Raw genomic sequence first — 26,267 nt, 5'->3', positions numbered from 1 at the left:
GCCGATGAGGAGTGTTCATGTCGAAGCGAAGAAAGTTCAGTGTGGAGTTCAAGCGTGGTGCGCTTGAACAAGCTAGCCAGCCGGGCGTCAGTTGTGCACAGGTGGCTCGGGAGCTGGGTATCCGTGACAACCTGTTGACCCGCTGGAAGCGTGAGGCCACAAGCCGAGGCAACGGTGCCTTTGCTGGCGCGGGCACACCACGCGATGAGGAGCTGGTGCGTCTGAAGCGTGAACTGGCGCGGGTGAAGAAGGAACGGGATTTTTTGCGCGAAGCGGCGACGTTCTTTGCCAAGGGATCATCCTGAGGTATCAGGTGATCGAACGTTGCCGCCATGCGTTTCCGATCCGGCTGATGTGCCGTTGCCTGCGGGTGTCGGCCAGTGGTTATTACGGTTGGAGCCGGCGCTTGCCGAGTGCCCGCCAGCGCGAGAACGAGCGCCTATCATGCCGCATCCGTGAACTGCACGAGGATAGCCGGTGCACGCTAGGTGCTGGTCGAATGCACGAAGACCTGGCCGATGAAGGCCAGCGGGTCGGCTTGAACCGTGTGGCTCGGTTGATGGCCGTTGATGGCTTGCAAGGTTGGCCCGCCCGAAGCGTCGGGGGATGCGAGCCCGGCCGGCACTCACTCCGCCGGGCGTGCGCAACCGGCTGGAACGGGACTTCACCGCTCTGGAGCCGGATAGCAAATGGGTCACCGACATCACCGAGATCAAGACCGGGGAAGGCAAGCTCTATCTATGCGTTGTCTTGGACCTGTTCGACCATCGGGTGGTGGGCTGGTCCATGCATCATCGGCAAGATCGGCAGATGGTGATCCGGGCCGTGCAGACGGCTGTATGGCAGCGACAGGGCGACGAACCGGTGATCTTGCATTCGGATAGAGGCAGTCAGTTTCGAAGCGGTGACTATCAGACGTATTTGCTGACCAACACCCTGGTGTGCTCGATGAGCGCCGTGGGTCACTGCGCAGACAACGCCGCATGCGAGGGCTTCTTTGGCCTGCTCAAGCGCGAACGGATCTACCGCATGACCTATGGATAGTCTGATCAACGCGGTCGGAGGATGAGGCAAGCCATATCGACCACGCCCACGGCGCTCAGACCCTCGGTTTTTCGCCGTTTCCGGCGCATTTCCGGGGTATTTCCCGGATTACAGGCACACCCTCCCCACGACAGGCAGCAACTGCTTTCGCTTCAGCCACAGGTTCGACAGCGCAAACAGCGTCAGCACTTGCGCCGTGTTCTTCGCCAGGCCGCGATAGCGCACCTTGACGTAGCCAAACTGGCGCTTGATCACCCGGAACGGATGCTCCACCTTCGCCCTCAGGCTGGCCTTGGCGTGCTCCCAGCGCTGTGCCCACTTCAATTCGCGCTTGCTCTTGATCTGCTTCAGCTTCGAGGGCTTCTCCGCGATCAGATAGCGCAGCTTGCGCTTGCTCGCCATCTCCTCGCGCTTGGCCAGCCCGGTGTAGCCGCTGTCGCCGCATACCGTGTCTTCCTTGCCGTGCAGCAGCTTGTGCGCCTGGGTGATATCTGCGGCGTTGGCCGCCGTGCATTCCAAGTGGTGCACCAGCCCGGACTCATCGTCCACGCCGATGTGCGCTTTCATCCCGAAGTAGTACTGATTGCCCTTCTTGGTCTGGTGCATTTCCGGGTCGCGCTCGCCGTTCTTGTTCTTGGTCGAGCTGGGCGCGGCAATGATCGTGGCGTCCACGATGGTGCCGCCGCGCAGGCTCTGGCCCTTGCGCGATAGGTGCGCGTTGACCCGGTTGAACAGCGTGCGCGCCAGATCGTGCGTCTCCAGCAACCGGCGGAAGTTGAGGATCGTGGTCTCGTCCGGCACCTCATCCAACCCGCCGATCCTGGCGAAACGGCGCATCGACGCCGTGTCGTACAAGGCTTCTTCCGCGCCCGGGTCGCTCAGTGCGTACCACTGCTGCAGAAAGTGGATGCGCAGCATTGTCTCCAGCGGGTACGGCTGACGGCCCGGATGGCCCGACTTCGGATAGTGCGGCGCGATCAGCGCCAGCAGGTCTTTCCACGGCACCACCTGATCCATCTCGGCCAGCAACCTTTCGCGCCGCGTCTGCTTGCGCTTGCCGTTGTACTCCGCGTCGCCGAAAGACAATTGCATCGTCGTTGTCCTGTTGGGCTTTGTACGATTGTCGCAGGATCAGAGGGAGTTGTTCAGACCATCCCTATCCGACACTCGATGCGGCAAGAGCCGATGTGTTCCAATACATCGAGCGGCGCCACAACCCAAGGATGCGGCGAAGGATTGACAGAGAGGATTTGAAGTTTTCCACCCTTTCACGACCGGCCGTGATTTCGGGGTAGAACCCGATCCACGGTCCGTGGCTTGGTACGCTTGCGCGCCTGCTCCAGAATGGGGCGGATCTGCTCGAACCGCTCCCGGCTCATGTCACTCGGATACGTCTTTGTGCGCATCCGCAGAGTTTGCACTACCCGGGAAAGATCGTGAACAGGTTCTTAGCGTCACGCCCGCCACAGAGCTAACGGCCTGGGAGGCATTGATACCGCGCGGGAGCGTGCCATTGAAGGTCTTGGTGCGCCCCGGCTTGGCGGCCTTCTTTGCTTTGCTCACTTAGCGTCTCCCTGTATCCTTAGACAGATGGCCCCGTGGCACAATTGGATAGCGCGCGTCCCTCCTAAGGACGAGGTTGCTGGTTCGAACCCAGCCGGGGTCACCACTTTTTTGGCAAGCGGCGTGAGTAGGCCCGCCGTTACCACAGAATTGCCACAGTCGAGCCACACTTCAACGTAAAGCCTTTCCCTGCTTGGGTCTTAGGATAGTCTGATCAACGCGGTCGGAGGATGAGGCAAGCCATATCGACCACGCCCACGGCGCTCAGACCCTCGGTTTTTCGCCGTTTCCGGCGCATTTCCGGGGTATTTCCCGGATTACAGGCACACCCTCCCCACGACAGGCAGCAACTGCTTTCGCTTCAGCCACAGGTTCGACAGCGCAAACAGCGTCAGCACTTGCGCCGTGTTCTTCGCCAGGCCGCGATAGCGCACCTTGACGTAGCCAAACTGGCGCTTGATCACCCGGAACGGATGCTCCACCTTCGCCCTCAGGCTGGCCTTGGCGTGCTCCCAGCGCTGTGCCCACTTCAATTCGCGCTTGCTCTTGATCTGCTTCAGCTTCGAGGGCTTCTCCGCGATCAGATAGCGCAGCTTGCGCTTGCTCGCCATCTCCTCGCGCTTGGCCAGCCCGGTGTAGCCGCTGTCGCCGCATACCGTGTCTTCCTTGCCGTGCAGCAGCTTGTGCGCCTGGGTGATATCTGCGGCGTTGGCCGCCGTGCATTCCAAGTGGTGCACCAGCCCGGACTCATCGTCCACGCCGATGTGCGCTTTCATCCCGAAGTAGTACTGATTGCCCTTCTTGGTCTGGTGCATTTCCGGGTCGCGCTCGCCGTTCTTGTTCTTGGTCGAGCTGGGCGCGGCAATGATCGTGGCGTCCACGATGGTGCCGCCGCGCAGGCTCTGGCCCTTGCGCGATAGGTGCGCGTTGACCCGGTTGAACAGCGTGCGCGCCAGATCGTGCGTCTCCAGCAACCGGCGGAAGTTGAGGATCGTGGTCTCGTCCGGCACCTCATCCAACCCGCCGATCCTGGCGAAACGGCGCATCGACGCCGTGTCGTACAAGGCTTCTTCCGCGCCCGGGTCGCTCAGTGCGTACCACTGCTGCAGAAAGTGGATGCGCAGCATTGTCTCCAGCGGGTACGGCTGACGGCCCGGATGGCCCGACTTCGGATAGTGCGGCGCGATCAGCGCCAGCAGGTCTTTCCACGGCACCACCTGATCCATCTCGGCCAGCAACCTTTCGCGCCGCGTCTGCTTGCGCTTGCCGTTGTACTCCGCGTCGCCGAAAGACAATTGCATCGTCGTTGTCCTGTTGGGCTTTGTACGATTGTCGCAGGATCAGAGGGAGTTGTTCAGACCATCCTTAGTCTAGCGACATTGTCCCTCCTAAGAACCTGTTCACGATCTTTCCCGGGTAGTGCAAACTCTGCGGATGCGCACAAAGACGTATCCGAGTGACATGAGCCGGGAGCGGTTCGAGCAGATCCGCCCCATTCTGGAGCAGGCGCGCAAGCGTACCAAGCCACGGACCGTGGATCTGTACGACGTGTGGTGCGCGGTGCTGTACCTGCTGCACACCGGCTGTCAGTGGCCAGCGCTGCCCAGCGACTTCCCGAAGTGGCGCACCGTGCACTGCTACTTTGCCAAGTGGAGCGAACCAGACGATGAAGGAGTGAGCCTGCTGGAGCGGGCGCTCAAAAAATCAGGTTGGCGCGGCCCGCCAGAGACAGGGGCGCAACGCTTGCAGCACGTTCTTGATCGTGGACGCACAGAGCGTGAAGAACACGGACACGGCCGGCCAGAAGGGTTATGACGCGGGCAAGAAGGTCTCGGGGATCAAGCGTCGCATCGCCGTCGATACCCAAGGCCTGCCGCATGCGGTCGCGGTGACGAGGGCGGAAGTGACCGACCGCAAAGGCGCGCTCCAATCCCTGGATCGTTGCAAGCCGAACCTGGGACACGTGCAAAGCCTGTTGTGCGATAGCGGCTATACCGCAGAACCGTTCGCCGAAGGCGTACGAGAGATCCTGGGCAAGCAAGTCACGGTGCAGATCGCCAAACGCAGCGAACTGCACACCTTCAAGGTCATGCCCAAGCGCTGGAGCGTCGAACGCAGCTTTGCGTGGCTGGAAAAGAACCGAAGGCTATGGAAGAACTGCGAGCGCAAGCTCAACACCAGCTTGCAGTTCATCCACCTGGCATGCCTGACACTACTACTCAAAAGATCGTGAACAGGTTCTAAGGATGGTCTGAACAACTCCCTCTGATCCTGCGACAATCGTACAAAGCCCAACAGGACAACGACGATGCAATTGTCTTTCGGCGACGCGGAGTACAACGGCAAGCGCAAGCAGACGCGGCGCGAAAGGTTGCTGGCCGAGATGGATCAGGTGGTGCCGTGGAAAGACCTGCTGGCGCTGATCGCGCCGCACTATCCGAAGTCGGGCCATCCGGGCCGTCAGCCGTACCCGCTGGAGACAATGCTGCGCATCCACTTTCTGCAGCAGTGGTACGCACTGAGCGACCCGGGCGCGGAAGAAGCCTTGTACGACACGGCGTCGATGCGCCGTTTCGCCAGGATCGGCGGGTTGGATGAGGTGCCGGACGAGACCACGATCCTCAACTTCCGCCGGTTGCTGGAGACGCACGATCTGGCGCGCACGCTGTTCAACCGGGTCAACGCGCACCTATCGCGCAAGGGCCAGAGCCTGCGCGGCGGCACCATCGTGGACGCCACGATCATTGCCGCGCCCAGCTCGACCAAGAACAAGAACGGCGAGCGCGACCCGGAAATGCACCAGACCAAGAAGGGCAATCAGTACTACTTCGGGATGAAAGCGCACATCGGCGTGGACGATGAGTCCGGGCTGGTGCACCACTTGGAATGCACGGCGGCCAACGCCGCAGATATCACCCAGGCGCACAAGCTGCTGCACGGCAAGGAAGACACGGTATGCGGCGACAGCGGCTACACCGGGCTGGCCAAGCGCGAGGAGATGGCGAGCAAGCGCAAGCTGCGCTATCTGATCGCGGAGAAGCCCTCGAAGCTGAAGCAGATCAAGAGCAAGCGCGAATTGAAGTGGGCACAGCGCTGGGAGCACGCCAAGGCCAGCCTGAGGGCGAAGGTGGAGCATCCGTTCCGGGTGATCAAGCGCCAGTTTGGCTACGTCAAGGTGCGCTATCGCGGCCTGGCGAAGAACACGGCGCAAGTGCTGACGCTGTTTGCGCTGTCGAACCTGTGGCTGAAGCGAAAGCAGTTGCTGCCTGTCGTGGGGAGGGTGTGCCTGTAATCCGGGAAATACCCCGGAAATGCGCCGGAAACGGCGAAAAACCGAGGGTCTGAGCGCCGTGGGCGTGGTCGATATGGCTTGCCTCATCCTCCGACCGCGTTGATCAGACTATCCCTAAGGGACAGGTCGTGCGTTCGAATCGCGCCGGGGTCACCACTGCAAGTTGGTTTGCGCGCTCGGCGTGGCCGATGCCGTCGCGCGCTGGCGACGTGGGCAAGGACGCGTCCCGGGTTCCGGCATGCACCGCGTTGCGCATGCTGATTCGCCGTAGTCGCGCATGCTGGAAGCCGGATCGCCTGCCGTCGCCATCAACACCATCGGGTCGCTACGCGCCCGGCCCGCATAACGCCGTTTACACCTTACGCCGACGCTGCCTGAGCACCGCGTTGCGCAGGCTGTACCCGTCCGCTGATGCTGGAGAGGACGGCATCGCGACGCCGCGATGCGGATCCGCTGCGGCAACCCGGGACGCGCGGCGACGGGCCTGTCCCGTTGCAGGCTCCACCCAGGCACGGCTGCCGCCGGACAACGCCAGCGATGCATCCATCGCATGGCGCGCGGCACCACGTCGGCGCCGTTGGCCGGTTGCCCATGCAGTGGCGATGTCGGCGTCCTGGATTGCCTGCTTCATCTCATCCGGCCAGCCACGGCGGCCGCTCCCAGCAACCCAGTACGAATGCGAGGCAGGAGTCACTCATGCGTAGAACGTTGAAGTTTGTGTTGATCGGTTCGCTCCTGGCGGGTTTGGTCGCTTGCCAGCGCAATGGCGACAAGCCTGCCCAGGAACGGAACCCGACGACGCCATCCCCCGCGACCGATGCCAGCCAAGCCGACGGCGCTGCGGCACCGACGGGCACCACCAGCGGCGCCGCCGCCACGGGTGCGGCCACCGGCAGCGACGCAGCCCAGGGCACCACGCCTCCGGCCGATCCGCAGTAGCCCACCAGCGACCCGCAGCAACAGCCGCCGGCGGACAACCAGCAACACTGACCCACGACAGCGCTGACGGCGCACGGCACGCGGACCGCATGTCCGCGCGCCTTTGCACAGGCTTTTGCCGTGCTGTGCCTCGCCCCGCGAGCGAGGAGCCACAAGCACGCGAACCGTGCCCGGATCGCGCCACTGAACACATCGCAACCGCGCGCCGTTTTTGTCGTTCCCAACATGAGTCAGCACGAACGCTTGCCTACAGTGCGACGCATGAATCCCGTATTGGCCGCGCTCGGCATGATGCTCCTGACAGTGGTCGCGCTGATCGCGTCGGAACTGCCCGAAATCGTGGACAAGATCGTGGCTTGGATGCGCCATTGGGCGATGCCGCGCGAATCGACATGGCAGGCTGGCAGGCCCCACCACTTGCTCCGGCCGCGGCGCCGATGAGCGGGTCCTGCAATGCCGCTGGCGAAGGTTCTGTCGCGCCGGCGGCGGATAGTAACTTTTGCAACGGATCGCTCCGGGCGCGCCTGGCATGCCGCCACACGGCAGACAGTGCTTGACAGCACCCCGGCGCATGATGTCCTCTTGCGCCCATGCCCACCGTTTTCGCCTTCGCCGCCAGCTTCGTGCCGTCCACGCTGCGGCGTCCGGCCACGTGCTGCGCGGGCATGACCACCGGTATTACCACCCACACCATTAGCCCGGTGCGGCCCATCGTTTTCGCGTAACTGTCGAAACCCACGGCCCCGCACCCGGATCAGGATGCGGGGGAACCCGTCGGCCTGATGCGAGCGGGGCCTCCACTCCGAGGTCTCCCATGCCGTCTCCCGCAGTCGCTTCCGCTTCCCTCGCAGAATCCGCGCCCGCTGCGCGTACCGTCGTCCACAAGTTCGGCGGTACGTCGGTGGCCGACGCCGAACGCTATCGCCATGTCGCGCAGCTGCTGCTGGCACGCCCGGAGAACGTGCAGGTCACCGTGGTCTCGGCGATGAAGGGGGTTACCGACGCGCTGATCGAACTGGCCGAACTGGCCGCCAGCGAGAACAGCGACTGGCGCGAACGCTGGCACGAGACGCGCGCGCGGCACCGCGCCGCGGCGGTGTCGCTGCTTGGCGAGCACGCCGGCGCCACCGTGGAGTGGCTGGATGCGCGCTTCGAGCACCTGGCCGAGATCCTTGGCGCGCTGGCGGTGATCGGCGAACTTCCACGCGAGGTGCTGGACCGGGTACAGGGCCTGGGCGAGGTGTATTCGGCGCAACTGCTCGGCGAGCATCTGCGCGCCCTGGGCGTGGACTGCGCGGTGCTGGACGCGCGCGAGGTGCTGGCGGTGGATCGCGGCGAACTGGGCGTGGACGTGGACTGGGAGGCCAGCGCGCTGCGCCTGGCGGACTGGCGCGCGCAGCATCCGCAACAGCGCATCGTGGTCACCGGCTTCGTCGCCCGCGACCGCGCAGGGCGCATCACCACGCTCGGCCGCAACGGCAGCGACTACTCCGGCGCGATCTTTGCCGCCTTGTTCGATGCCGACGAACTGCATATCTGGACCGACGTGGACGGCGTGCTGTCGGCCGATCCGCGAGTGGTGCCCGAAGCGGTGCAGCTGGAGAGGCTGAGCTACGACGAGGCCTGCGAGCTGGCCTATTTCGGCGCCAAGGTGGTGCATCCGCAGACCATGTCGCCGGCGATCGAGCGCGGCCTGCCGATCATCATCCGCAACACCTTCCAGCCCGAGCATCCGGGCACCCGCATCACCGCCAGCAGCGCCAGCAGCGGCCCGATCAAGGGCCTGACCCTGAGCCCGGACCTGGCCGTGCTCAACCTCGAAGGCACCGGCCTGATCGGCGTGCCCGGCACCGCCGAGCGCGTGTTCGCCGCGTTGCGCGACGCGCGGGTGTCGGTGGTGATGATCTCGCAGGGCTCCTCGGAGCATTCGATCTGCTGCGTGGTGCGGCAGAACGAATGCGAGCGTGCGCGGGACGCGCTGCTGTCGGCGTTCGCGCACGAACTGGTGGTCGGCCAGGTGCAGCGGGTGCAGCTGACCACCGGCATCAGCGTGCTGGCCGCGGTCGGCGACGGCATGGCTGGACAGCCGGGCGTGGCCGCGCGCCTGTTCGAGTCGCTGGGCCGCGCCCAGGTCAACATCCTGGCGATCGCGCAGGGTTCGTCCGAACGCAACATCTCGGTGGCCATCGACAGCGCGCACGCGACCAAGGCGCTGCGCGCCGCGCATGCCGGATTCTGGCTGTCGCCGCAGACCTTCTCGGTCGGGGTGATCGGCCCTGGCAACGTCGGCGCGGCGCTGCTCGACCAGTTGCGCGCGGCGCAGCCGCAGCTGCTGGCCAAGGCCAACCTGGACCTGCGCCTGCGCGCGATCGCCTCGCGCAGCGCGATGCGCCTGGAACCCCGCGCGATCGGCGGCGACTGGCGGCAGGCCTTCGCCAGTGGCCAGCAGCCCACCGACCTGGACGCGTTCACCGCGCACCTGCTGTCGGCGCACCTGCCGCATGCGGTCATCATCGACTGCAGCGGCAGCGCCGACGTCGCCGACCGCTACGCCGACTGGCTGGCCGCCGGCATCCACGTGGTCACCCCGAACAAGCAGGCCGGCGCCGGGCCGCTGGCGCGCTTCCACGCGATCCGCGCCGCCGCCGAGAGCAGCGGCGCGCGCTTCCGCTACGAGGCCACGGTCGGCGCCGGCCTGCCGGTGATCACCACGCTGCGCGACCTGGTCGACACCGGCGACGCGGTCACCGCGATCGAGGGCATCTTCTCCGGCACCCTGGCCTGGCTGTTCAACAAGTACGACGGCAGCGTGCCGTTCTCGCAACTTGTCACCGACGCGCGCGGCATGGGCTATACCGAGCCGGACCCGCGCGACGACCTGTCCGGCACCGACGTGGCGCGCAAGCTGGTGATCCTGGCGCGCGAGGCCGGGCGCGAGCTGAGCCTGGAGGACGTGGCGGTGGAGAGCCTGGTGCCGGAAGCGCTGCGCCAGGCCAGCGTTGAGGATTTCATGGCGCACCTGCACGCAGTGGACGCGGCGTTCGCGCAGCGCCTGCAGGCGGCCAAGGCGCGCGGCTGCGTGCTGCGCTACGTGGCGCAGCTGGCGCCGGACCGCGCGCCCAGCGTCGGCCTGGTGGAACTGCCGGCAGAGCACGCCTTTGCCAACCTGCGCCTGACTGACAACGTGGTGCAGTTCACCACTCGCCGCTATTGCGACAACCCGCTGGTGGTGCAAGGCCCCGGCGCCGGTCCGGAAGTCACCGCCGCCGGCGTGTTCGCCGACCTGCTGCGGGTGGCGGCGGGCGAGGGCGCGCGGCTGTGAGTCAGGCGCAGACTTCGCTGGCGCCGCGCCCTGGCGCCGCCGCCGCGCCGCGCGAGGCGCGCGCGTTCGCGCCGGCGTCGGTGGCCAACGTGGCGGTGGGGTTCGACCTGCTCGGCTATGCGGTGGAGGGCGTCGGCGACACGGTGAGCGTGCGCCGCATCGACGCGCCGCTGGTACGCATCGCCGCGATCCGTGGCACCACCGTGGCGCTGCCGTTGCAGGCCGCATGCAACACTGCCGGCGCGGCGTTGATCGCGCTGCGCGAGGCGCTGGCGCTGCCGTTCGGGTTCGAGATCGAGATCGACAAGGGCATTCCGCTCAGTTCGGGCATGGGCGGTTCGGCCGCCTCGTGCGTGGCCGCGCTGGTGGCGGCCAACGCGCTGCTGGACGCGCCGTTGTCGCGCGAGCAGCTGTATCCGTATGCGCTGGAAGGCGAGGCGGTGGCCAGCGGCAGCCGCCACGGCGACAACCTCGGCCCGATGTTCCTGGGCGGGCTGGTGCTGGCGACCTTGCAGCGGATGGTGCCGGTGCCGGTGCCGGCGGCCTGGCACAGCCTGCTGGTGCATCCGGACGCGGTGCTGGAGACGCGCCGCGCGCGCGCGGCGCTGGCCGGTGATTACCGGCTCGGCGAGTTCGTGGCGCAGAGTTCCAACCTGGCGCTGGTGCTGGCCGGCTGTCATGCCGGCGATCAGGCGCTGGTGCGTGCAGGCTTGCGCGACGTGCTGATCGAGCCGCGGCGTGCGCCGCTGATCGTCGGCTTCGATGCGGCCAAGGCGGCGGCGCTGGAGGCGGGGGCGATGGGCGCGAGCATCTCCGGCGCCGGCCCCAGCATCTTCGCCTGGTTCCCGACCCGCACGGCGGCCGAGGCGGCGGCACCGGCGGTACGGGCGGCGTTCGCGGCCGCCGGCTTCGACAGCCAGAACTGGATCTCGGCGCTCAACTCGCCAGGCGCTAAGCTGCTTTAAGGAAGGTCTGAACAACAAGACCTGAGGCGGAGGAATGCAGCATCATGCCTACAATTCGGTTTCGGACCACCGGATGTCGCGCCGTTTCCGACGCATTGTCTCCAGCGGGTACGGCTGACGGCCCGGCTGGCCCGACTTCGGGCAGTGCGGCTCGATCGGCGCCCGCAGGCCATTCCACGGCACCGCCTGATCCATCTCAGCCAGGAACACCTCTCGCCGCGTCCGCTTGCCCTTGCCGTTGTACTCCGCGTCCCCGAAACCCAGTTGCATCGACATCGTCCTGACAGGTCGTCGATCGATTGTGGCAGATCAGGCCGCGTTGTTCAGACTCCTTGACTTTTGTTGTTGCTTTTCTGCCGTGCTCCCGTGAGGCACGGCATGCGGTCCGGTTGCTCGCATGGTTGGCTGACCATCCCGACGCCTGACCGGAATGGCTTCTTGGTGAGACTCGATGCACCAACGTCTCTGCCTGCGATCCGGACGCGACGCATTCGCACAACGGCGTCAAGAGAAGGTTGGGCTTGGGGCGAGAGGCCGTGCGGCGACCGCTGGTCCGAGGCTGACCGAAGCCGCCGCTACGGAAGTCGTGCGGCCGTCATTCGGATCGAAATCGCCCCGGCGACCGGTATACGGCGGCCATGCGCATTTCCCCTTGCCGGGCACGCAGTTACTATCGCCCCCTCTCCGTTACCGGGCCCCGGCCGCGCATGACCGCTACGTCCGATCTTCAGCAGCGCGTTACCGAGCTGCGCAAGCGCATCGAAGACGCCAACGACCGCTACTACGTTCACGACGATCCATCGATTCCCGATGCCGAGTACGACGCGCTGATGCGCGAGCTGGAGACGCTGGAAGCCGAACATCCGCAACTGGCGCGCGACGATTCGCCGACCCGCAGCGTCGGCGCACGGCCCGACGGCGGCTTCCCGGAAGTGCGCCACGCGATCCCGATGCTGTCGCTGGCCAATGCGTTCGAGACGCCGGGCGTGGCGGACGATGCCGACGACCGGATCCGCTTCGTCGAGGTCGCCGATTTCGAGCGGCGCATCGAGCGCGAGCTGGACCTGGCCGCGCCGGTGTTCTCGGTCGAGCCGAAGCTGGATGGTCTGGCGATCAGTCTGCGCTACGAGGACGGCGTGTTCGTACAGGGCGCCACCCGCGGCGACGGCAACACCGGCGAGGACGTCACCGCCAACCTGCGCCAGGTGCGTTCGGTGCCGCTGAAGCTGCGCGCCCTCGGCGCGCCGTTGCCCGCCGTGCTCGAGGTGCGTGGCGAGGTCTACATGCCGCGCGCGGCCTTCGCCGACTGGAACGCAAGGGCGCTGGAGCGCAACGAGAAGCTGCTCGCCAACCCGCGCAACGGCGCCGCCGGTTCGCTGCGCCAGCTCGATCCGGCGGTCACCCGGCGGCGGCCGCTGGCGTTCTTCGCCTACTCGATCGGCGAGGTGCGCGGCCTGGAGCTGCCTGAGACCCATTCGCAGACCCTGGAGCTGCTGCGGCGCTTCGGCTTCCCGGTGGCGCCCGACGTCGCGACGGCGACCGGTTTCGACGGTCTGATCGCGTATTTCCACCATATCGGCGCCAAGCGCGGCGCGCTGCCGTACGACATCGACGGCGTGGTCTACAAGCTCGACGACTACGACCAGCAGGCGGCGCTGGGCTTCGTCTCGCGCGCACCGCGCTGGGCGCTGGCGCACAAGTTCCCGGCGCAGGAACAGTCCACGGTGTTGCGCGCGATCGAAGTGCAGATCGGCCGCACCGGTGCGGTCACCCCGGTGGCGCGGCTGGAACCGGTACAGGTCGCCGGCGTCACCGTCACCAACGCGACCTTGCACAACGCCGACCAGATCGCGCGGCTGGATGCGCGCGAAGGCGACACAGTGATCGTGCGCCGCGCCGGCGACGTAATTCCGGAAGTGGTGCGGGTCATCGAGGAGCGCCGCCCAACCAGTACGGTGCCGTGGACGATGCCCGCCACGTGCCCGGTCTGCGGTTCGGAGTTGGTCAAGGAAGAGGACGCGGTGGCCTGGCGTTGCAGCGGCGGACTGGCGTGCGCGGCGCAGCGCAAGGAGGCCGTGCGCCATTTCGCCTCGCGCCGGGCCATGGACATCGAGGGTCTGGGCGATCGCCAGGCCGATGCCCTGGTCGAGTTCGGCTTCGTGCATTCGCTGGCCGATCTGTACGCGCTGAGCGTCGAAGACCTGGTGCGGATGAAGGCGGCGCTGGACGCGGCGACTGCCGCCGACCTGGCGCAGGCGTTGACCGACAGCAAGGGCGCGTTGGCGCTCGATGCGCCGGGCCAGGCGCTGCTGGCGCAGGAAGCGCCGGACTGGAAACGCGCCGAGTTCCTGCGCGCGCACCTGGCCGTGGATCTGAGCGGCAAGCTGGCGACGAAGTGGGCCGAAAACCTGGTCGCTGGCATCGATGCCAGCCGCACCACCACGCTGCCGCGTTTCCTGTTCGCGCTCGGCATCCCGCATCTGGGCGAGACCACCGCCAAGGCGCTCGCGCACTGGCTGGGGTCGCTGGACTTCGTGCGCAGCACGCCGGCGGTGCTGTTGCAGGCGCTGCCCGATATCGGCGGCGAGGTCGCGCGCTCGATCGCCACGTTCTTCGAGCAACCCGGCAATACCGCGGTGGTCGATGCACTGATCCGGGCGGACATGCGCTTCGCCGACGAAGGCCGGCCGCCGGCGGAACTGCGCGAGCGCCTCGACCTGGCGCACCTGCTGACCACGCTGCCGGTGGACAAGCTCGGCGGCAAGAGCGCGCAGCGGCTCGCCGCGACCTACGGCACGCTCGCTGCGCTGCTGCGCGCCAACGAAAGCGGCTGGACCGGCGCCGGGCTGTCGGCGGCGGGCGCGGCCAACCTGGCGGCCTATCTGGCCGACGAGGCAAGGGTGCAGGCCTTGCGCGAGGCCGATGCGGCGATGCGGCGACTGCTGGAGGCGGCGCCGGCGCAGGCCGAGCGCCGCGCCGCGCCGCTGGACGGGCAGACCGTGGTGCTGACCGGGACGTTGCAGCAGCTCAGCCGCGACGCGGCCAAGGCGCGGCTGGAGGCGCTGGGGGCGAAGGTCGCCGGCAGCGTGTCGAAGAAGACCACGTTCGTTGTCGCCGGCGCCGAGGCCGGCTCCAAGCTGGACAAGGCGCAGGAGCTGGGCGTGCCGGTGTGGGACGAAGCGCAGCTGCTGGCCCTGCTCGGCGCGCACGAGGGGCAGGGATGAGCCGCCGCATGCGCGCATCGCGCCAGCCGCGCGGATCGCGGCGATGAGCGCGGCGGACCTGGCCGCGCTGCGCCTACGCGCCGCGCTCAACGCGCGCATCCGTGCCTTCTTCGCCGCGCGCGACGTGCTCGAGGTGGAAACGCCGATGCTGTCGGCGGCCGGCAACACCGAACCCAACATCGACAGTTTCCAGACCCGCTTCAGCGGCCACGTCGATGCCGGCCCGGCGCTGCGCTGGCTGCGTACCTCGCCCGAGTATCCGCTGAAACGGCTGCTGGCCGCAGGCGTCGGCGACTGCTACGAACTGGGCCGGGTGTTCCGCAACGGCGAGGCCGGCGGCCGCCACAATCCCGAGTTCAGCATGCTCGAGTGGTACCGGGTCGGCTGGAACCACCTGCAACTGGTGGACGAGACCGTGGCGCTGGTGCGCGAGGCGCTGGCGCTGGTGGCGCGCAGCGCGACGCTGCACATCGTCACCTATCGGCAACTGTTCCTGGATACGCTGGACCTGGATCCGTTGCTGGCGCCGCTGGACGCGCTGCAGCGGCCACTGCGCGACATCCGCATCGACGCCGCCGGGCTGACCCGCGACGACTGGCTCGACCTGCTGATGACCCATTGCCTGCAATCGGCGTTCCCGGCCGATCGCATCACCGTGGTCCACGACTGGCCGGCCACGCAGTGCGCACTGGCGCGCATCCGCGACGAACAGCCGCCGGTGGCCGAGCGCTTCGAGCTGTATCTGGGCGGCTACGAACTGGCCAACGGCTACCACGAACTCAAGGACGCCGCCGAGCAGCGCCGCCGCTTCCTGCGCGACCACGCGCTGCGCGGCGCGCGCGGCGCCGAGCTGCCGCCGTTGGACGAGCGTCTGCTCCAGGCCTTGCCTGCGTTGCCCGATTGCGCCGGCGTCGCCGTCGGCGTGGACCGATTGCTGATGGCGCTGCGCGGTACCGCGCGGATCGCCGATGTGCTCGCCTACGATTTCGCGCGCGCCTGAATCGCGCGGCCTTCATGCAGCGTCTTCTTGCTTTGTCGACACCGATGATGGTTTGATCCGTGCGAGCATGCGGTCGGTACGCGCTGTAGCGGTCCGGGTTGTTCAGGTTCTACGCAGGGGGCAGGGCCAAGCATGAGGTGGTCAGACGGGCTCGGTGGCTGGTGTTGGCTGGGATTGGCGATATCCGCATGGCCGGCGACGCCGCTGGCGCAGGTGCCCGACGCGTATGCGGCCGCGGTGGTGCGCTGCGAATCGCGCGACATGGGCTGGGTGCATTGCCCGATGCGGACCGAGCAGGGCGTGGAACTGGTCCGGCAGCTGTCCGAGAACGACTGCATCCGCGGCAGCGAGTGGGGCTCGGACGGCACCGGCGTGTGGGTCACGCTGGGCTGCCGCGCCGAATTCCGTTCCAACCCGTCCGAGCCGGCGCGCAGCGCGATGCGCCGCGTGCTGCGCTGCGAATCCGACGGCCGGGTCGAGAGCTGTCCGGTGATCCTGCGTGGCGCGCCGGTGCGGCTGATGCGCCAGCTGTCCTCGGTGCCGTGCCGCGAAGAGCGCAGCTGGGGCGTGCGCCGCAACGAGATCTGGGTGTCGCGTGGCTGCCGCGGCGAATTCGAGATCGGCGCCAGCGACGGCTCCGGCTTCCCGGCCGGTTCGCTTCCGGTGCTGTGCGAATCCAAGGGCCGTTCGCGGCGCCGCTGCGGGGTCAGTGTCCAAAGCGCCGTCCAGCTGCGGCGGCAGCTGTCCGGCACCGCCTGCGTGCAGGACGACAGCTGGGGCTGGGACCGCGACGGCATCTGGGTCGACAAGGGCTGCCGCGCTGAGTTCAGTGTCAACTGAGCGCGCCGCCAGGCACTTGGTCAAGGCCGCCCTCCGCGAACCGGCCACTGTGGCCAATCCCCAAATCCTCTGCCGTTTACAATGGGCCGATGAACGCCGCCCTTGATATCGACTACGCCCGCTACGACCACATCCGCCCGATCCTGTGGACCGGCGACGCGCTGCAGTTGCTGGACCAGCGCAAGCTGCCGTTCGTGGTCGAGCACCTGCAGTGCACCGACAGCGACCAGGTCGCCGAGGCGATCCACACGCTGGCGGTGCGCGGCGCGCCGGCGATCGGCATCGCCGCCGGCTGGGGCGTGGTGCTGGCCGCGCGCGCGGTGCAGGCCGACGACGGCGCGCACGCGCTGGCCGAGCTGGAGCCGGCGCTGCAGCGGCTCAACGCGGCGCGCCCGACCGCGGTGAACCTGGCCTGGGCGCTGGCGCGCATGCGCAGGGCGCTGGCCGCGGCCGGCGCCGACTGGCGCGAGGCGACCGCGCGCCAGGCGCAGGCCATCGCCGAAGAGGACCTGGCCGCCAACCGCCGCATGGGCGCGCTCGGCGCCGGCCTGATCGCGCCGGGCAGCGGCGTGCTGACCCATTGCAACACCGGCTCGCTGGCCACCGCCGGCTTCGGCACCGCGCTGGGCGTGATCCGCGCCGGCATGGCCCAGGGCCGCATCGCCAAGGTGTTCGCCGGCGAGACCAGGCCGTGGCTGCAGGGCGCGCGGCTGACCGTGTGGGAACTGCAGCAGGACGGCATCGACGCGACCCTGATCGCCGATTCGGCCGCGGCGCACCTGATGAAGACCGGTGCGGTGCAATGGGTGATCGTCGGCGCCGACCGCATCTGCGCCAACGGTGACACCGCCAACAAGATCGGCACCTACCAGCTGGCGATCGCCGCGCGCCACCACGGAGTCGGGTTCATGGTGGTGGCGCCCTCGTCCACCGTGGACATGGACACCGCCGACGGCGCGCGGATCGAGATCGAGCAGCGCGATCCGGGCGAGCTGTTCGGGGTCGGCGGGGTGCGCACCGTGGCCGACGGCATCGCCGCCTGGAATCCGGTGTTCGACGTGAGCCCGGCCGGCCTGATCGATGCCATCGTCACCGAGCGCGGGGTGATCGAGCGCCCGGATCCCGAGCGCATGCGCGTCGCGTTCGGCGGTTGAACCTCGGCGACCGCGCAAGACGCCCAGCACGCTCCCGCGATCACGGGCAAGTGCTTGTTCGGGCCGGCAAAAACCGGGCATTCGCATGCCCGTCATGATAGAATCGGGCGGTTGGATCGACCGCTGCGTGCCGTAGGTTTTCGGTACCGGCCGGCCCGCTTGCCGCGGGCCGGCGTCCTGCTCGATCAGCCACCAGACTTACGGAACCCGAATGGCAGAATCCGCCAAGGAAATCATCCAGGTCAACCTGGAAGACGAGATGCGCAAGAGCTACCTCGATTACGCGATGAGCGTGATCGTGGGGCGTGCCCTCCCGGATGCGCGCGACGGCCTCAAGCCAGTGCATCGTCGCGTGTTGTTCGCGATGAACGAGCTGGGCGCGCACAGCAACAAGCCCTACTACAAGTCGGCGCGTATCGTCGGCGACGTGATCGGCAAGTACCATCCGCACGGCGACCAGTCGGTGTACGACACGCTAGTGCGCATGGCGCAGCCGTTCTCGCTGCGCTACCTGCTGGTGGACGGGCAGGGCAACTTCGGCTCGGTCGACGGCGACTCCGCGGCGGCGATGCGCTACACCGAGGCGCGCATGTCGCGGCTCACCCACGAGCTGATGGCCGACATCGACAAGGAAACCGTCGATTTCCAGCCCAATTACGATGAGAAGGAACTGGAGCCGACGGTCATGCCGACCCGGTTCCCGAACCTGCTGGTCAACGGTTCGGCCGGCATCGCGGTGGGCATGGCGACCAACATCCCGCCGCACAATCTTACGGAGACGATCAACGCCTGCATCGCGCTGATCGACAATCCGCAGATCGACGTCGACGGGCTGTTGGAATACATCCCCGGCCCGGATTTCCCCACTGCCGGCATCGTCAACGGCACCAGCGGCATCGTCGCCGGCTACCGCACCGGCCGCGGCCGCGTGCGCATGCGCGCCAAGGCCGAGATCGAGATCCAGGACAACGGCCGCGAGTCGATCGTGGTCAACGAGATCCCGTACCAGGTCAACAAGGCGCGTCTGATCGAGAAGATCGCCGAGCTGGTCAAGGAAAAGAAGCTCGAAGGCATCAGCGAACTGCGCGACGAGTCCGACAAGGACGGCATGCGCATCTACATCGAGATCAAGCGCGGCGAAGCTGCCGATGTGGTGCTGAACAACCTGTACCAGCAGACCCAGATGGAGTCGGTGTTCGGCATCAACATGGTGGCGCTGGTCGATGGCCGCCCGCAACTGCTGAACCTCAAGCAGATGCTGGAGGCATTCGTCCGCCACCGCCGCGAAGTGGTCACCCGCCGCACCATCTTCGAACTGCGCAAGGCGCGCGCGCGCGCGCACATCCTGGAAGGCCTGACCGTCGCGCTCGCCAACATCGACGAGATGATCGATCTGATCAAGACCTCGGCCAACCCGGCCGAGGCGCGCGAGCGCATGCTCGGCAGGCGCTGGGACGCGGGTCTGGTCGGCGCGCTGCTCGGCGCCGCCGGCGCCGAGGCCTCGCAGCCGGAAGACCTGCCGGCCGGGGTCGGCCTGCTCGCCGACGGCTACCAGCTGACCGAAATACAGGCCACGCAGATCCTGGAAATGCGCCTGCACCGCCTGACCGGGCTGGAGCAGGAGCGGTTGACCGAGGAATACAGGCAACTGCTGGAAGCGATCGCCGGGCTGATCCGGATCCTGGAAGGCCCCGACGTGCTGCTGCAGTTGATCCGCGAGGAACTGCTCAGCATCCGCGAGGAATACGGCGATGCGCGCCGCACCGAGATCCGCCACAGCGAGGAAGATCTCGACATCCTCGACCTGATCGCGCCGGAGGACGTGGTGGTGACGCTGTCGCATGCCGGCTATGCCAAGCGCCAGCCGATCAGCGCCTACCGTGCGCAGCGCCGCGGCGGCCGCGGCCGCAGCGCGGCAGCGACCAAGGAGGAGGATTTCATCGACCAGCTGTGGCTGGTCAACACCCACGACACGCTGCTGACCTTCACCAGCAGCGGCAAGGTGTTCTGGCTGCCGGTGTACCAGTTGCCGGAGGCCGGCCCGAACGCGCGCGGCCGCCCGATCATCAACTGGATCCCGCTGGAGAACGGCGAGCGGGTGCAGGCGGTGCTGCCGGTGCGCGACTATGCCGGCGACCGCTGCATATTTTTCGCCACCCGCAACGGCATGGTCAAGAAGACCCCGCTCAGCGAATTCGCGTTCCAGCGCAAGATCGGCAAGATCGCGATCAACCTCGACGAGGGCGACGCCTTGGTTGGCGTGGCGCTGACCGATGGCGAGCGCGACGTGCTGCTGTTCGCGTCCAACGGCAAGACCGTACGCTTCTCCGAGCGGCCCAGAGACGACGAGGCCGAGGATGGCGCTGCCGAGGAACGCGCCGGCGAGGACGACGGCGCCGACGAGGACGCCGCGCCGGCCGATGCCGACGAGAACGGCGATGACGCACGCAGCCCGCGCCGCAAGAGCCGTGGCGGGGTTAAGCCGACCGGCCGCAGCAGCCGCGGCGTGCGCGGCATCCGGCTGGCCAAGAACGAGTACGTGGTCAGCCTGATCGTGGCCGAACCGGCCGAGGGCCAGGACGAAGATGTCGAGGACGCCGAGGTGGAAGCCGACGCTGAGGTCGTGGTGCGCAACGGCGACGAGGCCGATGCCTACATCCTCACCGCCACCGAGAACGGCTACGGCAAGCGCACCCCGCTGACCGAGTACCCGCGCAAGGGCCGCGGCACGCAGGGCGTGATCGGCATCCAGACCAGCGGGCGCAACGGCAAGCTGGTCGGCGCGGTGCTGTTGAGCGCCAGGGACGAGGTGCTGCTGATCTCCGATGGCGGCACCCTGGTACGCACCCGCGCCTCGGAAATCTCCCGGGTCGGCCGCAACACCCAGGGCGTGACCCTGATCCGGCTGTCCAAGGGTGAGAAGTTGCAGGCAGTGGAGCGCCTGGATGGTTCGCTGATCGAGGAAGAGCCGGTGACAGGCGAGGACGCCGTCGTCGAGGCCGCTGGCGCATTGCCGCCGGAAAGCTGATCGCACTGCGCGATGGGCACGGGACGACGCCGGCGTACTGCCGGCGTCGTCTGGTCAGCGCACTCCAGTGTGATTTTCTTAAGTATTTGATTTTATTAGATAGTTATGCCCGCCAGTGCATACTAGTGTGGTGTCTCACAAATAACATGAGCTATGTAGCGACTTGGCTGTCGAAGTGTTTTCCGTATAGGAGACGATATCGATGGCTCGCACAGGACGCCCGGTTACGAAGCTGCAGATCACCGATGCCGAGCGCGCGGAACTGAAGGGGCGCCTGCGAGTACGCAAGGTGCCGGAAGATGAGAAGCTCCGCATGCGGATCGTGCTTGGGTGTGCCGAAGGCCAATCGGGCAGGGTCATCGCCGAGCGTTTGCAGACCACAATCCAGACTGCCTCCAAGTGGAGGCGGCGCTACGAGGCTTACCGACTGGCCGGACTGACCGATGCCCCGCGCGCAGGACGTCCGCGTAGCGTGGACGATGAGCAGGTCCAGCAGATTGTGGACAAGGTCCGCCAGAGCACTCCAGCAAACGCCACGCATTGGAGCGTGCGCCAGATGAGCCGGCAGACCGGTGTTGAGGGGGCCCCGAAGTGCGGGCGCTTACTGATGGATCAGGGGCGACGTCCCCCCGGTTTTGAGTAGCACGGCGATTTGGAGTCCAATCCCCAACGAGACGGAGATTGGACGTGAAGAAGCGCTTTTCCGAAGAGCAGATCATCGGCTTCCTGCGTGAGGCCGAAGCCGGCGTGGCGGTGAAGGACCTGTGCCGGCGGCACGGGTTCAGCGAGGCCTCCTACTACCTGTGGCGCAGCAAGTTCGGCGGCATGAGCGTGCCGGAGGCCAAGCGGCTCAAGGAGCTGGAGGCGGAGAACACGCGGCTGAAGAAGCTGCTGGCCGAGCAGCTGTTCGAGAACGACGTCATCAAGGACGCCCTGCGAAAAAAGTGGTGACCGCACCGGCGCGCAGGATGCTGGTGCGGCACCTGATGGAGCGCGGGCTCCCTGAGCGGCGGGCGCTGGCCGTGGTGCGGATGAGCGCCAGCGCGCTGCGCTACGTCCCACGTCCGGATCGCAACGTCGAGCTGCGCGAGCGGATCCTGGCGCTAGCGCAGCGGCACAAGCGCTACGGCGTCGGGATGATCTATCTGAAGCTGCGGCAGGAGCAGTGGCCGGTGAACTACAAGCGGGTGGAACGGCTGTATCAGGAGGCCAGGTTGCAGGTGCGCCGGCGCAAGCGGAAGAAGGTGCTGCTGGGCGAGCGCCAACCGTTGCTTCGGCCTGGAACCGCCAACCAGGTCTGGTCGATGGACTTCGTGTTCGACCGCACCGCCGAGGGCCGGGTGCTCAAGGCCCTGACCATCGTCGACGATGCCACGCACGAGGCGGTGGCGATCGAGGTGGAGCGGGCCATCTCCGGCCACGGCGTGGCCCGGGTGCTGGATCGGCTGGCGCTGACACGGGGTCTGCCGCAGGTGATCCGCACCGACAACGGCAAGGAGTTCTGCGGCAAGACGATGGTGACGTGGGCCCACGAGCGCGGTGTGCAGCTGCGCTTGATCCAGCCAGGCAAGCCGAACCAGAACGCCTACATCGAGAGCTTCAACGGCCGCCTGCGCGACGAATGCCTCAACGAGCACTGGTTCCCGAGGCTGCTGCACGCCCGCACCGAGATCGAGACCTGGCGACGGGAATATAACGAGGAGCGACCGAAGAAGATCTTGGGCGGCCTGACCCCGGCCGCCTATGCCCAACAGCTAGCGGCCAAAGCCGCTACGATGAAACCCGGACTCTAAAGAGCCCCGCTACTGAAAGCGGGGGGACGTCGCTCGGAGCGCTTGACCCAGTCCAGCAGCGTCTGAGGCGTGCAGCCTATCATCGGTGCAATCGATTCGACCGCAGCCCACGTCGATGAATGCTCGCCGCGTTGCTCCCGAACCAGGCGCACCGCACGCTCGCGGACTTCAGGGGAAAACTTGCTTGATTTCTTGTTCATGGCTCTATTCTCTCAAGAGTTCGAGCCTCCTCAAAAACAATTCGCGAAAAGTTGGCTAGCGCAAACGGTAATGGGCAGCGTGGTGGCTTCACTATTGATCTATTTTGGCGCGAGAATATTTACCCAAGCGTGATCCATGCCGCAAAAAAACACAAGATTTGCGACGGTGCGCCTTGCTATGATTCATGTGTGGGGTGAGGGAGCGCACGTCTGCTAAGTCAAGATTGTGACACAGCCTGCCTATGGACGTGCATCTGCGATGCATGAGCATTGCTCATGATTTTAAATGGGGAATTAGCATGGGGCAAAGCATTTTTAAGATAATTTTATCCATGATCTTTGCTTTTTTGTGTGTGCTATCAATTACCGTATCTGCTTCTATCAATGTACATCAGCTAGGTGCTCGCTATTCGGGCGATGCAGAGAGCATTACATTTCGAATCCGCTCATTGCGCGCCACTCACGTGCAAGTCTGGCTTTATCCGGCCGCGATCAATCAGCAAGCTGCATTGCATCGTGCCATGAAAAATGAAGGGGACGGGGTATGGGCGATAACGATCCCGATCAGTGAACTTAGGGCCGTCGGCATCGGTAGTGCTGTTTATTATGGCTACCGCGCCTGGGGTGAAAATTGGCCTTACCAAGCGGACTGGGCGCCCGATTCTTCAGTTGGATTTATTTCGGACGTAGACGCGCAAGGAAATCGTTTCAATCCCAATAAACTACTCCTCGATCCTTACACATTAGAAGTCAGCCATGATCCCGTGACAGCGGCCTATCCGCACAACGGCACCATTTACGGCTCCGGTCAATTCGATCGGTCTCGCGATTCCGGATTACTGGCCCCAAAAGGTATCGTGTTAGGCACGCTTGATGGCACCACAGGTAACAAGCCGACACGCCCCTTAAAAGACGATGTGATCTATGAGGTTCACCTGCGTGGCCTCACTGCAAACGATCCCTCAGTACCGGAAGAATATCGCGGCACTTATCGCGGGGCAGCACTTAAGGCTGATTATCTTGCCAGTTTGGGTGTGACTATGGTGGAGTTCCTGCCTATTCAAGAGGGCCCGAACGATCAAAACGAAATCGACCAACAGAACCAAAGCACATCGAACAGCAACTACTGGCTTTATTGGAATTTAAATTATTTTTCGCCCGATAGGCGTTATGCTCACGACAAGTCGCCAGGTGGACCTACTCGGGAATTCAAAGCGATGGTCAAGGCCTTTCATGACCGCAACATCAAGGTTGCCTTGGATATGGTTTACAACCACACTGGCGAGGGTGGAGCTTGGCGACAAAATGACGATAGTACCTACACCATACTCAGCTATAGAGGCCTGGACAACGCGGGCTACTATGAATTGACCGGCGATAAAAAGTCCTATGTGGACAATACTGAAACATGGGCCAATTTTAATACATACAGTCCACTTGCACAGGATCTGATTGTTGATTCACTGGCCTACTGGCGTAATGAACTTGGTGTAGATAGCTTCCGATTCGATCTCGCCTCTGTGCTAGGTAACACCTGTGCCGACAGTTGCTTCAACTTCGACAAGTCAGACAGTGCGACCGCCATCAATCGTATTACGCGCGAATTTGGAGTGCGCCCAGCTCTAGGTGGTCAGGGTACCGACTGGATTGCTGAGCCTTGGGCAATTGGTGGCAATTCTTACCAACTAGGGGGATTCCCACAGGCCTGGGCCGAATGGAATGGGCGATTTCGCGACGACATTCGCAAAGGCCAAAATCGGATCATCCAAGAACCTATAGAACTAAATTCCATCGCACTTCGTGTCTTAGGCTCCCCTGACGCCTACCAATCAAACGGGCGCGAACCATGGCACTCTATCAATTATATTGACGTACACGATGGCTTCACGCTTTTCGATATTTATCTTTGTAATCAGAAGGATAACAGTCAGGCTTGGCCCTATGGCCACTCGCCGGGTGGTAGCGATTTCAACCTGAGCTGGAATCAGGATGGAATAGCAGCAGACCAGCGTAAAGCCGCCAGGACCGCAATCACTTTGTTGAACTTGTCGGCCGGCGTTCCGATGTATGCTGGCGGTGACGAACGTCTGCGAACACTGCATTGCAATAATAACCCTTATAATCTCGATACGGTAGCCAATTGGCTCGATTGGTCTGCGGACGAGGATCAGCAAAAATTTCAGCAATTTATGGGTGATATGGCGCATTTCCGCGCGGCCCATGGCGCCTTGCGCCCTGCCACTTGGCTGTCGGAAAACGATTTGGACGGAAATGGATTTCCTCAAATTCAATGGCTCACGCCTTCTGCCGAAAGCGCAAGCTGGGACTACATGCACGACACCTCGCGCCAAGCAGTCGCTTGGCGCCTAGACGGCACAGAGTTGGGCGACCAAGCTTCCGCCATCTATGTGGCATACAATCTGTCTGATTCTACCGTCGATTTTTCTTTGCCGTCGCCTGGCCTAGAGCGTGTTATGAACTTTGAAGGATGGTAGCGGCGTTGCTGAGCATGAGCACGGTGAAGACGACGAAGTGCAAGCCAGCCAAGGTTTCCGGCAAGCGCTCATAGTCGCGTGCCAATCGTCGGAATCGGTTGACCCAGCCGAAGCTGCGTTCGACGACCCAGCGCCGAGGAAGCAAGACGAATCCTTTCTTGGCTTCGGGAAGTTTCACCACGTGCAGTTCGATTCCTTCTGCCTGCGCGGCTTGCGCCGGCTCCTGCCCGGTGTAGCCTTGATCCACGAACGCCAGTTTTACCGTATCGCCCGTGACATGTTGCACCTCTTGCGCCAGCGAGCGCACCTGAGCGCGTTCTTGCTCGTCGGCAGGTGTGACTTGCACTGCAAGCAAATATCCGAGCGTGTCCACCGCCATATGCACCTTGCTGCCCTTCTTGCGCTTATAGCCGTCGTAGCCTGCACGTGTGCCGCTCTCGCAGGTGGATTGCAGCGTCCGCCCGTCCAGGATGACAGCACTGGGTTGGCCATGTCTGCCTTGGGCAACACGCAGGATGGAACGCAGGTCGTTGACCATGGCTTCAAAGCAGCCCGCCTGCAGCCAGCGTTGTGTCTGTTGGTAGACCGCTTCCCATGGCGGGAAGTCCTTGGGCAAAAGGCGCCATGGCGCTCCAGCACGTGCCATCCAGCGCAGCGCATTGAACATTGCCCGCAGCTCGTACTTGCGCTGCGGAGCGTGCTCGGTCATCAGGCTCAGGTAAGGCGCTGCGAACGCCCACTCTTCGTCGGAAATGTCGGTCGGATATGGGCGTTTGCTCTGCATCCCGCTACGATAGCCGGATCGACTCAAAGTTCATAACACGCTCTAGGCAATGCTTGGTATCGCTTCACGGATACCTGTGAAGATGTACAGGGGCAGCCTTTTGCAGCGCCAACGGGAAGTGAGGTCAAAATTGGTGGCCAGCGCCAAAGATATGCTGTCTGCGGCAGAGGATTGCTTGTATTGCTGTCGAAATCTTCGCAGTGAGACGGTGTAACCGGAGTACTGAGCGCCAAGAGTGATCAAGAACTATTGAGACGCTTAGTCGTTCCTTCACCCGCAGGGATCAGAATCGGCGGTTCCAGACCGCCGGTTTTGCTTGGATTAAACAAAAATTTTGAATCATCCATAGTCTGCAAGTTTTTATGCGCGTATCCAGCATGATTCGAGACGTGGTGGAGAAACTGCATATCGATACTCTAGAGGTGCCGCCCAAACCGCGTTCGTCAGCCACGACTTCGCTGGATCGCCGCACCTAGATGTTGCGCACGGCAATGGAATTGCTGATCGCCACCGCGCTGGAAGGCCCGGATCTGGGGGAAATCATCCTCAATGCCGACCAGCGAGAAGCAGCAATGGCTGAGCGCCGACTTGGGTAAGCACTAGATCGCGCGCAAGGCAATGCTT

General features: G+C 64.9%; 19 protein-coding genes, 1 tRNA gene and 6 pseudogenes. 19 read left to right on the top strand and 7 right to left on the bottom strand.

Annotated elements, in window-relative coordinates:
• Nucleotides 1–17: 17 nt before the first annotated feature.
• Nucleotides 18–1,038 (top strand): annotated as a pseudogene (locus tag G4Q83_RS09575) (IS3 family transposase); the annotation flags it as partial.
• Nucleotides 1,039–1,152: 114 nt separating this feature from the next.
• Here the strand turns inward: G4Q83_RS09575 and G4Q83_RS09570 are convergent.
• On the bottom strand, nt 1,153–2,136 hold the full coding sequence (locus G4Q83_RS09570) for an IS5 family transposase (protein ID WP_185817191.1): 984 nt from the start codon (nt 2,134–2,136) through the stop codon (nt 1,153–1,155).
• A gap of 65 nt (nt 2,137–2,201) precedes the next feature.
• Here G4Q83_RS09570 and G4Q83_RS09565 point away from each other — a divergent pair.
• Nucleotides 2,202–2,339, top strand: a pseudogene (locus G4Q83_RS09565) (IS3 family transposase); the annotation flags it as partial.
• A 6-nt stretch (nt 2,340–2,345) separates the two neighbouring features.
• On the opposite strand, the pseudogene G4Q83_RS09560 reads toward G4Q83_RS09565, so the two are convergent.
• A pseudogene (locus G4Q83_RS09560) lies at nt 2,346–2,450 on the bottom strand (IS5/IS1182 family transposase); the annotation flags it as partial.
• 186 nt (nt 2,451–2,636) lie between these two features.
• Here G4Q83_RS09560 and G4Q83_RS09555 point away from each other — a divergent pair.
• Nucleotides 2,637–2,713, top strand: a tRNA-Arg gene (locus G4Q83_RS09555).
• Nucleotides 2,714–2,924: 211 nt separating this feature from the next.
• Here the strand turns inward: G4Q83_RS09555 and G4Q83_RS09550 are convergent.
• Nucleotides 2,925–3,908, bottom strand: a complete 984-nt coding sequence (locus tag G4Q83_RS09550) for an IS5 family transposase (protein WP_185817191.1) — start codon at nt 3,906–3,908, stop codon at nt 2,925–2,927.
• 133 nt (nt 3,909–4,041) lie between these two features.
• Here G4Q83_RS09550 and G4Q83_RS09545 point away from each other — a divergent pair.
• Nucleotides 4,042–4,840, top strand: a protein-coding gene (locus G4Q83_RS09545) for an IS5 family transposase (protein WP_185817388.1) whose coding sequence is annotated in 2 segments (ribosomal slippage) — nt 4,042–4,313 and nt 4,312–4,840 — 801 coding nt in all. Because the reading frame shifts where the segments join, the coding sequence is not laid out codon by codon here.
• Between the two features lie 75 nt (nt 4,841–4,915).
• The gene (locus G4Q83_RS09540) at nt 4,916–5,899 is read left to right on the top strand and encodes an IS5 family transposase (protein ID WP_185817191.1); all 984 of its coding nucleotides are present in this window, start codon (nt 4,916–4,918) and stop codon (nt 5,897–5,899) included.
• Nucleotides 5,900–6,251: 352 nt separating this feature from the next.
• Here G4Q83_RS09540 and G4Q83_RS22560 read toward each other — a convergent pair whose 3' ends face one another.
• Nucleotides 6,252–6,530, bottom strand: a complete 279-nt coding sequence (locus tag G4Q83_RS22560; RefSeq protein ID WP_128421307.1) for a hypothetical protein — start codon at nt 6,528–6,530, stop codon at nt 6,252–6,254.
• A 65-nt stretch (nt 6,531–6,595) separates the two neighbouring features.
• On the opposite strand from G4Q83_RS22560, the gene G4Q83_RS09535 reads away from it, so the two are divergent.
• The 5 genes from G4Q83_RS09535 (at nt 6,596) to G4Q83_RS09520 (ending at nt 11,125) form a co-directional block, all read left to right on the top strand.
• Nucleotides 6,596–6,838 carry a DcrB/PsbP domain-containing protein gene (locus G4Q83_RS09535; protein WP_128421306.1) on the top strand — a complete coding sequence of 81 codons (243 nt, stop codon included), beginning with the start codon at nt 6,596–6,598 and terminating at the stop codon, nt 6,836–6,838.
• Between the two features lie 261 nt (nt 6,839–7,099).
• A complete protein-coding gene (locus G4Q83_RS09530; RefSeq protein WP_128421305.1) occupies nt 7,100–7,279 on the top strand; it encodes a hypothetical protein in 180 nt (59 codons plus the stop codon).
• 149 nt (nt 7,280–7,428) lie between these two features.
• A complete protein-coding gene (locus G4Q83_RS24080) occupies nt 7,429–7,563 on the top strand; it encodes a hypothetical protein (RefSeq protein ID WP_281401998.1) in 135 nt (44 codons plus the stop codon).
• Nucleotides 7,564–7,652: 89 nt separating this feature from the next.
• Nucleotides 7,653–10,160, top strand: coding sequence for a bifunctional aspartate kinase/homoserine dehydrogenase I (gene thrA, locus G4Q83_RS09525; RefSeq protein WP_128421304.1), 2,508 nt, complete (start codon nt 7,653–7,655; stop codon nt 10,158–10,160).
• Nucleotides 10,157–11,125: a homoserine kinase gene (locus G4Q83_RS09520; protein ID WP_425480318.1), complete on the top strand. Its 969-nt coding sequence runs from the start codon at nt 10,157–10,159 to the stop codon at nt 11,123–11,125. Before thrA ends, G4Q83_RS09520 begins: the two co-directional genes overlap by 4 nt.
• An 87-nt stretch (nt 11,126–11,212) precedes the next feature.
• Here the strand turns inward: G4Q83_RS09520 and G4Q83_RS09515 are convergent.
• Nucleotides 11,213–11,395: pseudogene (locus G4Q83_RS09515) on the bottom strand (IS5/IS1182 family transposase); the annotation flags it as partial.
• Nucleotides 11,396–11,832: 437 nt separating this feature from the next.
• Here G4Q83_RS09515 and ligA point away from each other — a divergent pair.
• The 7 genes from ligA to G4Q83_RS09480 all read left to right on the top strand — a co-directional run bounded on the left by ligA (nt 11,833) and on the right by G4Q83_RS09480 (nt 22,164).
• A complete protein-coding gene (gene ligA / locus G4Q83_RS09510; protein ID WP_128421303.1) occupies nt 11,833–14,349 on the top strand; it encodes an NAD-dependent DNA ligase LigA in 2,517 nt (838 codons plus the stop codon).
• 43 nt (nt 14,350–14,392) lie between these two features.
• Nucleotides 14,393–15,349 carry an EF-P lysine aminoacylase EpmA gene (gene epmA / locus G4Q83_RS09505; protein WP_128421302.1) on the top strand — a complete coding sequence of 319 codons (957 nt, stop codon included), beginning with the start codon at nt 14,393–14,395 and terminating at the stop codon, nt 15,347–15,349.
• A gap of 132 nt (nt 15,350–15,481) precedes the next feature.
• Nucleotides 15,482–16,189: a DUF3011 domain-containing protein gene (locus G4Q83_RS09500; protein WP_128421301.1), complete on the top strand. Its 708-nt coding sequence runs from the start codon at nt 15,482–15,484 to the stop codon at nt 16,187–16,189.
• A gap of 89 nt (nt 16,190–16,278) precedes the next feature.
• Complete coding sequence (gene mtnA / locus G4Q83_RS09495) at nt 16,279–17,343, top strand: S-methyl-5-thioribose-1-phosphate isomerase (RefSeq protein ID WP_128421300.1); 1,065 nt, start codon at nt 16,279–16,281, stop codon at nt 17,341–17,343.
• Between the two features lie 211 nt (nt 17,344–17,554).
• On the top strand, nt 17,555–20,371 hold the full coding sequence (gene gyrA, locus G4Q83_RS09490; protein ID WP_128421299.1) for a DNA gyrase subunit A: 2,817 nt from the start codon (nt 17,555–17,557) through the stop codon (nt 20,369–20,371).
• Between the two features lie 202 nt (nt 20,372–20,573).
• On the top strand, nt 20,574–21,014 hold the full coding sequence (locus G4Q83_RS09485; protein ID WP_221893116.1) for a helix-turn-helix domain-containing protein: 441 nt from the start codon (nt 20,574–20,576) through the stop codon (nt 21,012–21,014).
• Nucleotides 21,015–21,058: 44 nt separating this feature from the next.
• Nucleotides 21,059–22,164, top strand: a protein-coding gene (locus G4Q83_RS09480) for an IS3 family transposase (protein ID WP_185817403.1) whose coding sequence is annotated in 2 segments (ribosomal slippage) — nt 21,059–21,317 and nt 21,317–22,164 — 1,107 coding nt in all. Because the reading frame shifts where the segments join, the coding sequence is not laid out codon by codon here.
• A 32-nt stretch (nt 22,165–22,196) separates the two neighbouring features.
• Here G4Q83_RS09480 and G4Q83_RS09475 read toward each other — a convergent pair.
• A pseudogene (locus G4Q83_RS09475) lies at nt 22,197–22,364 on the bottom strand (transposase); the annotation flags it as partial.
• Nucleotides 22,365–22,606: 242 nt separating this feature from the next.
• Between G4Q83_RS09475 and G4Q83_RS09470 the strand changes: the two are divergent.
• Nucleotides 22,607–24,859: an alpha-amylase family glycosyl hydrolase gene (locus G4Q83_RS09470; protein WP_128421926.1), complete on the top strand. Its 2,253-nt coding sequence runs from the start codon at nt 22,607–22,609 to the stop codon at nt 24,857–24,859.
• Here G4Q83_RS09470 and G4Q83_RS09465 read toward each other — a convergent pair.
• On the bottom strand, nt 24,837–25,643 hold the full coding sequence (locus tag G4Q83_RS09465) for an IS5 family transposase (protein WP_185817193.1): 807 nt from the start codon (nt 25,641–25,643) through the stop codon (nt 24,837–24,839). The genes G4Q83_RS09470 and G4Q83_RS09465 overlap by 23 nt on opposite strands.
• Nucleotides 25,644–25,748: 105 nt before the next feature.
• Between G4Q83_RS09465 and G4Q83_RS24555 the strand changes: the two are divergent.
• Nucleotides 25,749–25,847: pseudogene (locus G4Q83_RS24555) on the top strand (hypothetical protein); the annotation flags it as partial.
• Nucleotides 25,848–26,267 lie beyond the last annotated feature (420 nt).

Origin of the sequence: Xanthomonas theicola (assembly GCF_014236795.1) — a bacterium.
Lineage (GTDB): Bacteria > Pseudomonadota > Gammaproteobacteria > Xanthomonadales > Xanthomonadaceae > Xanthomonas_A > Xanthomonas_A theicola.
Note: the sequence above shows the minus strand (reverse complement) of the source record. Positions and strands in the feature narration are given on the sequence as shown.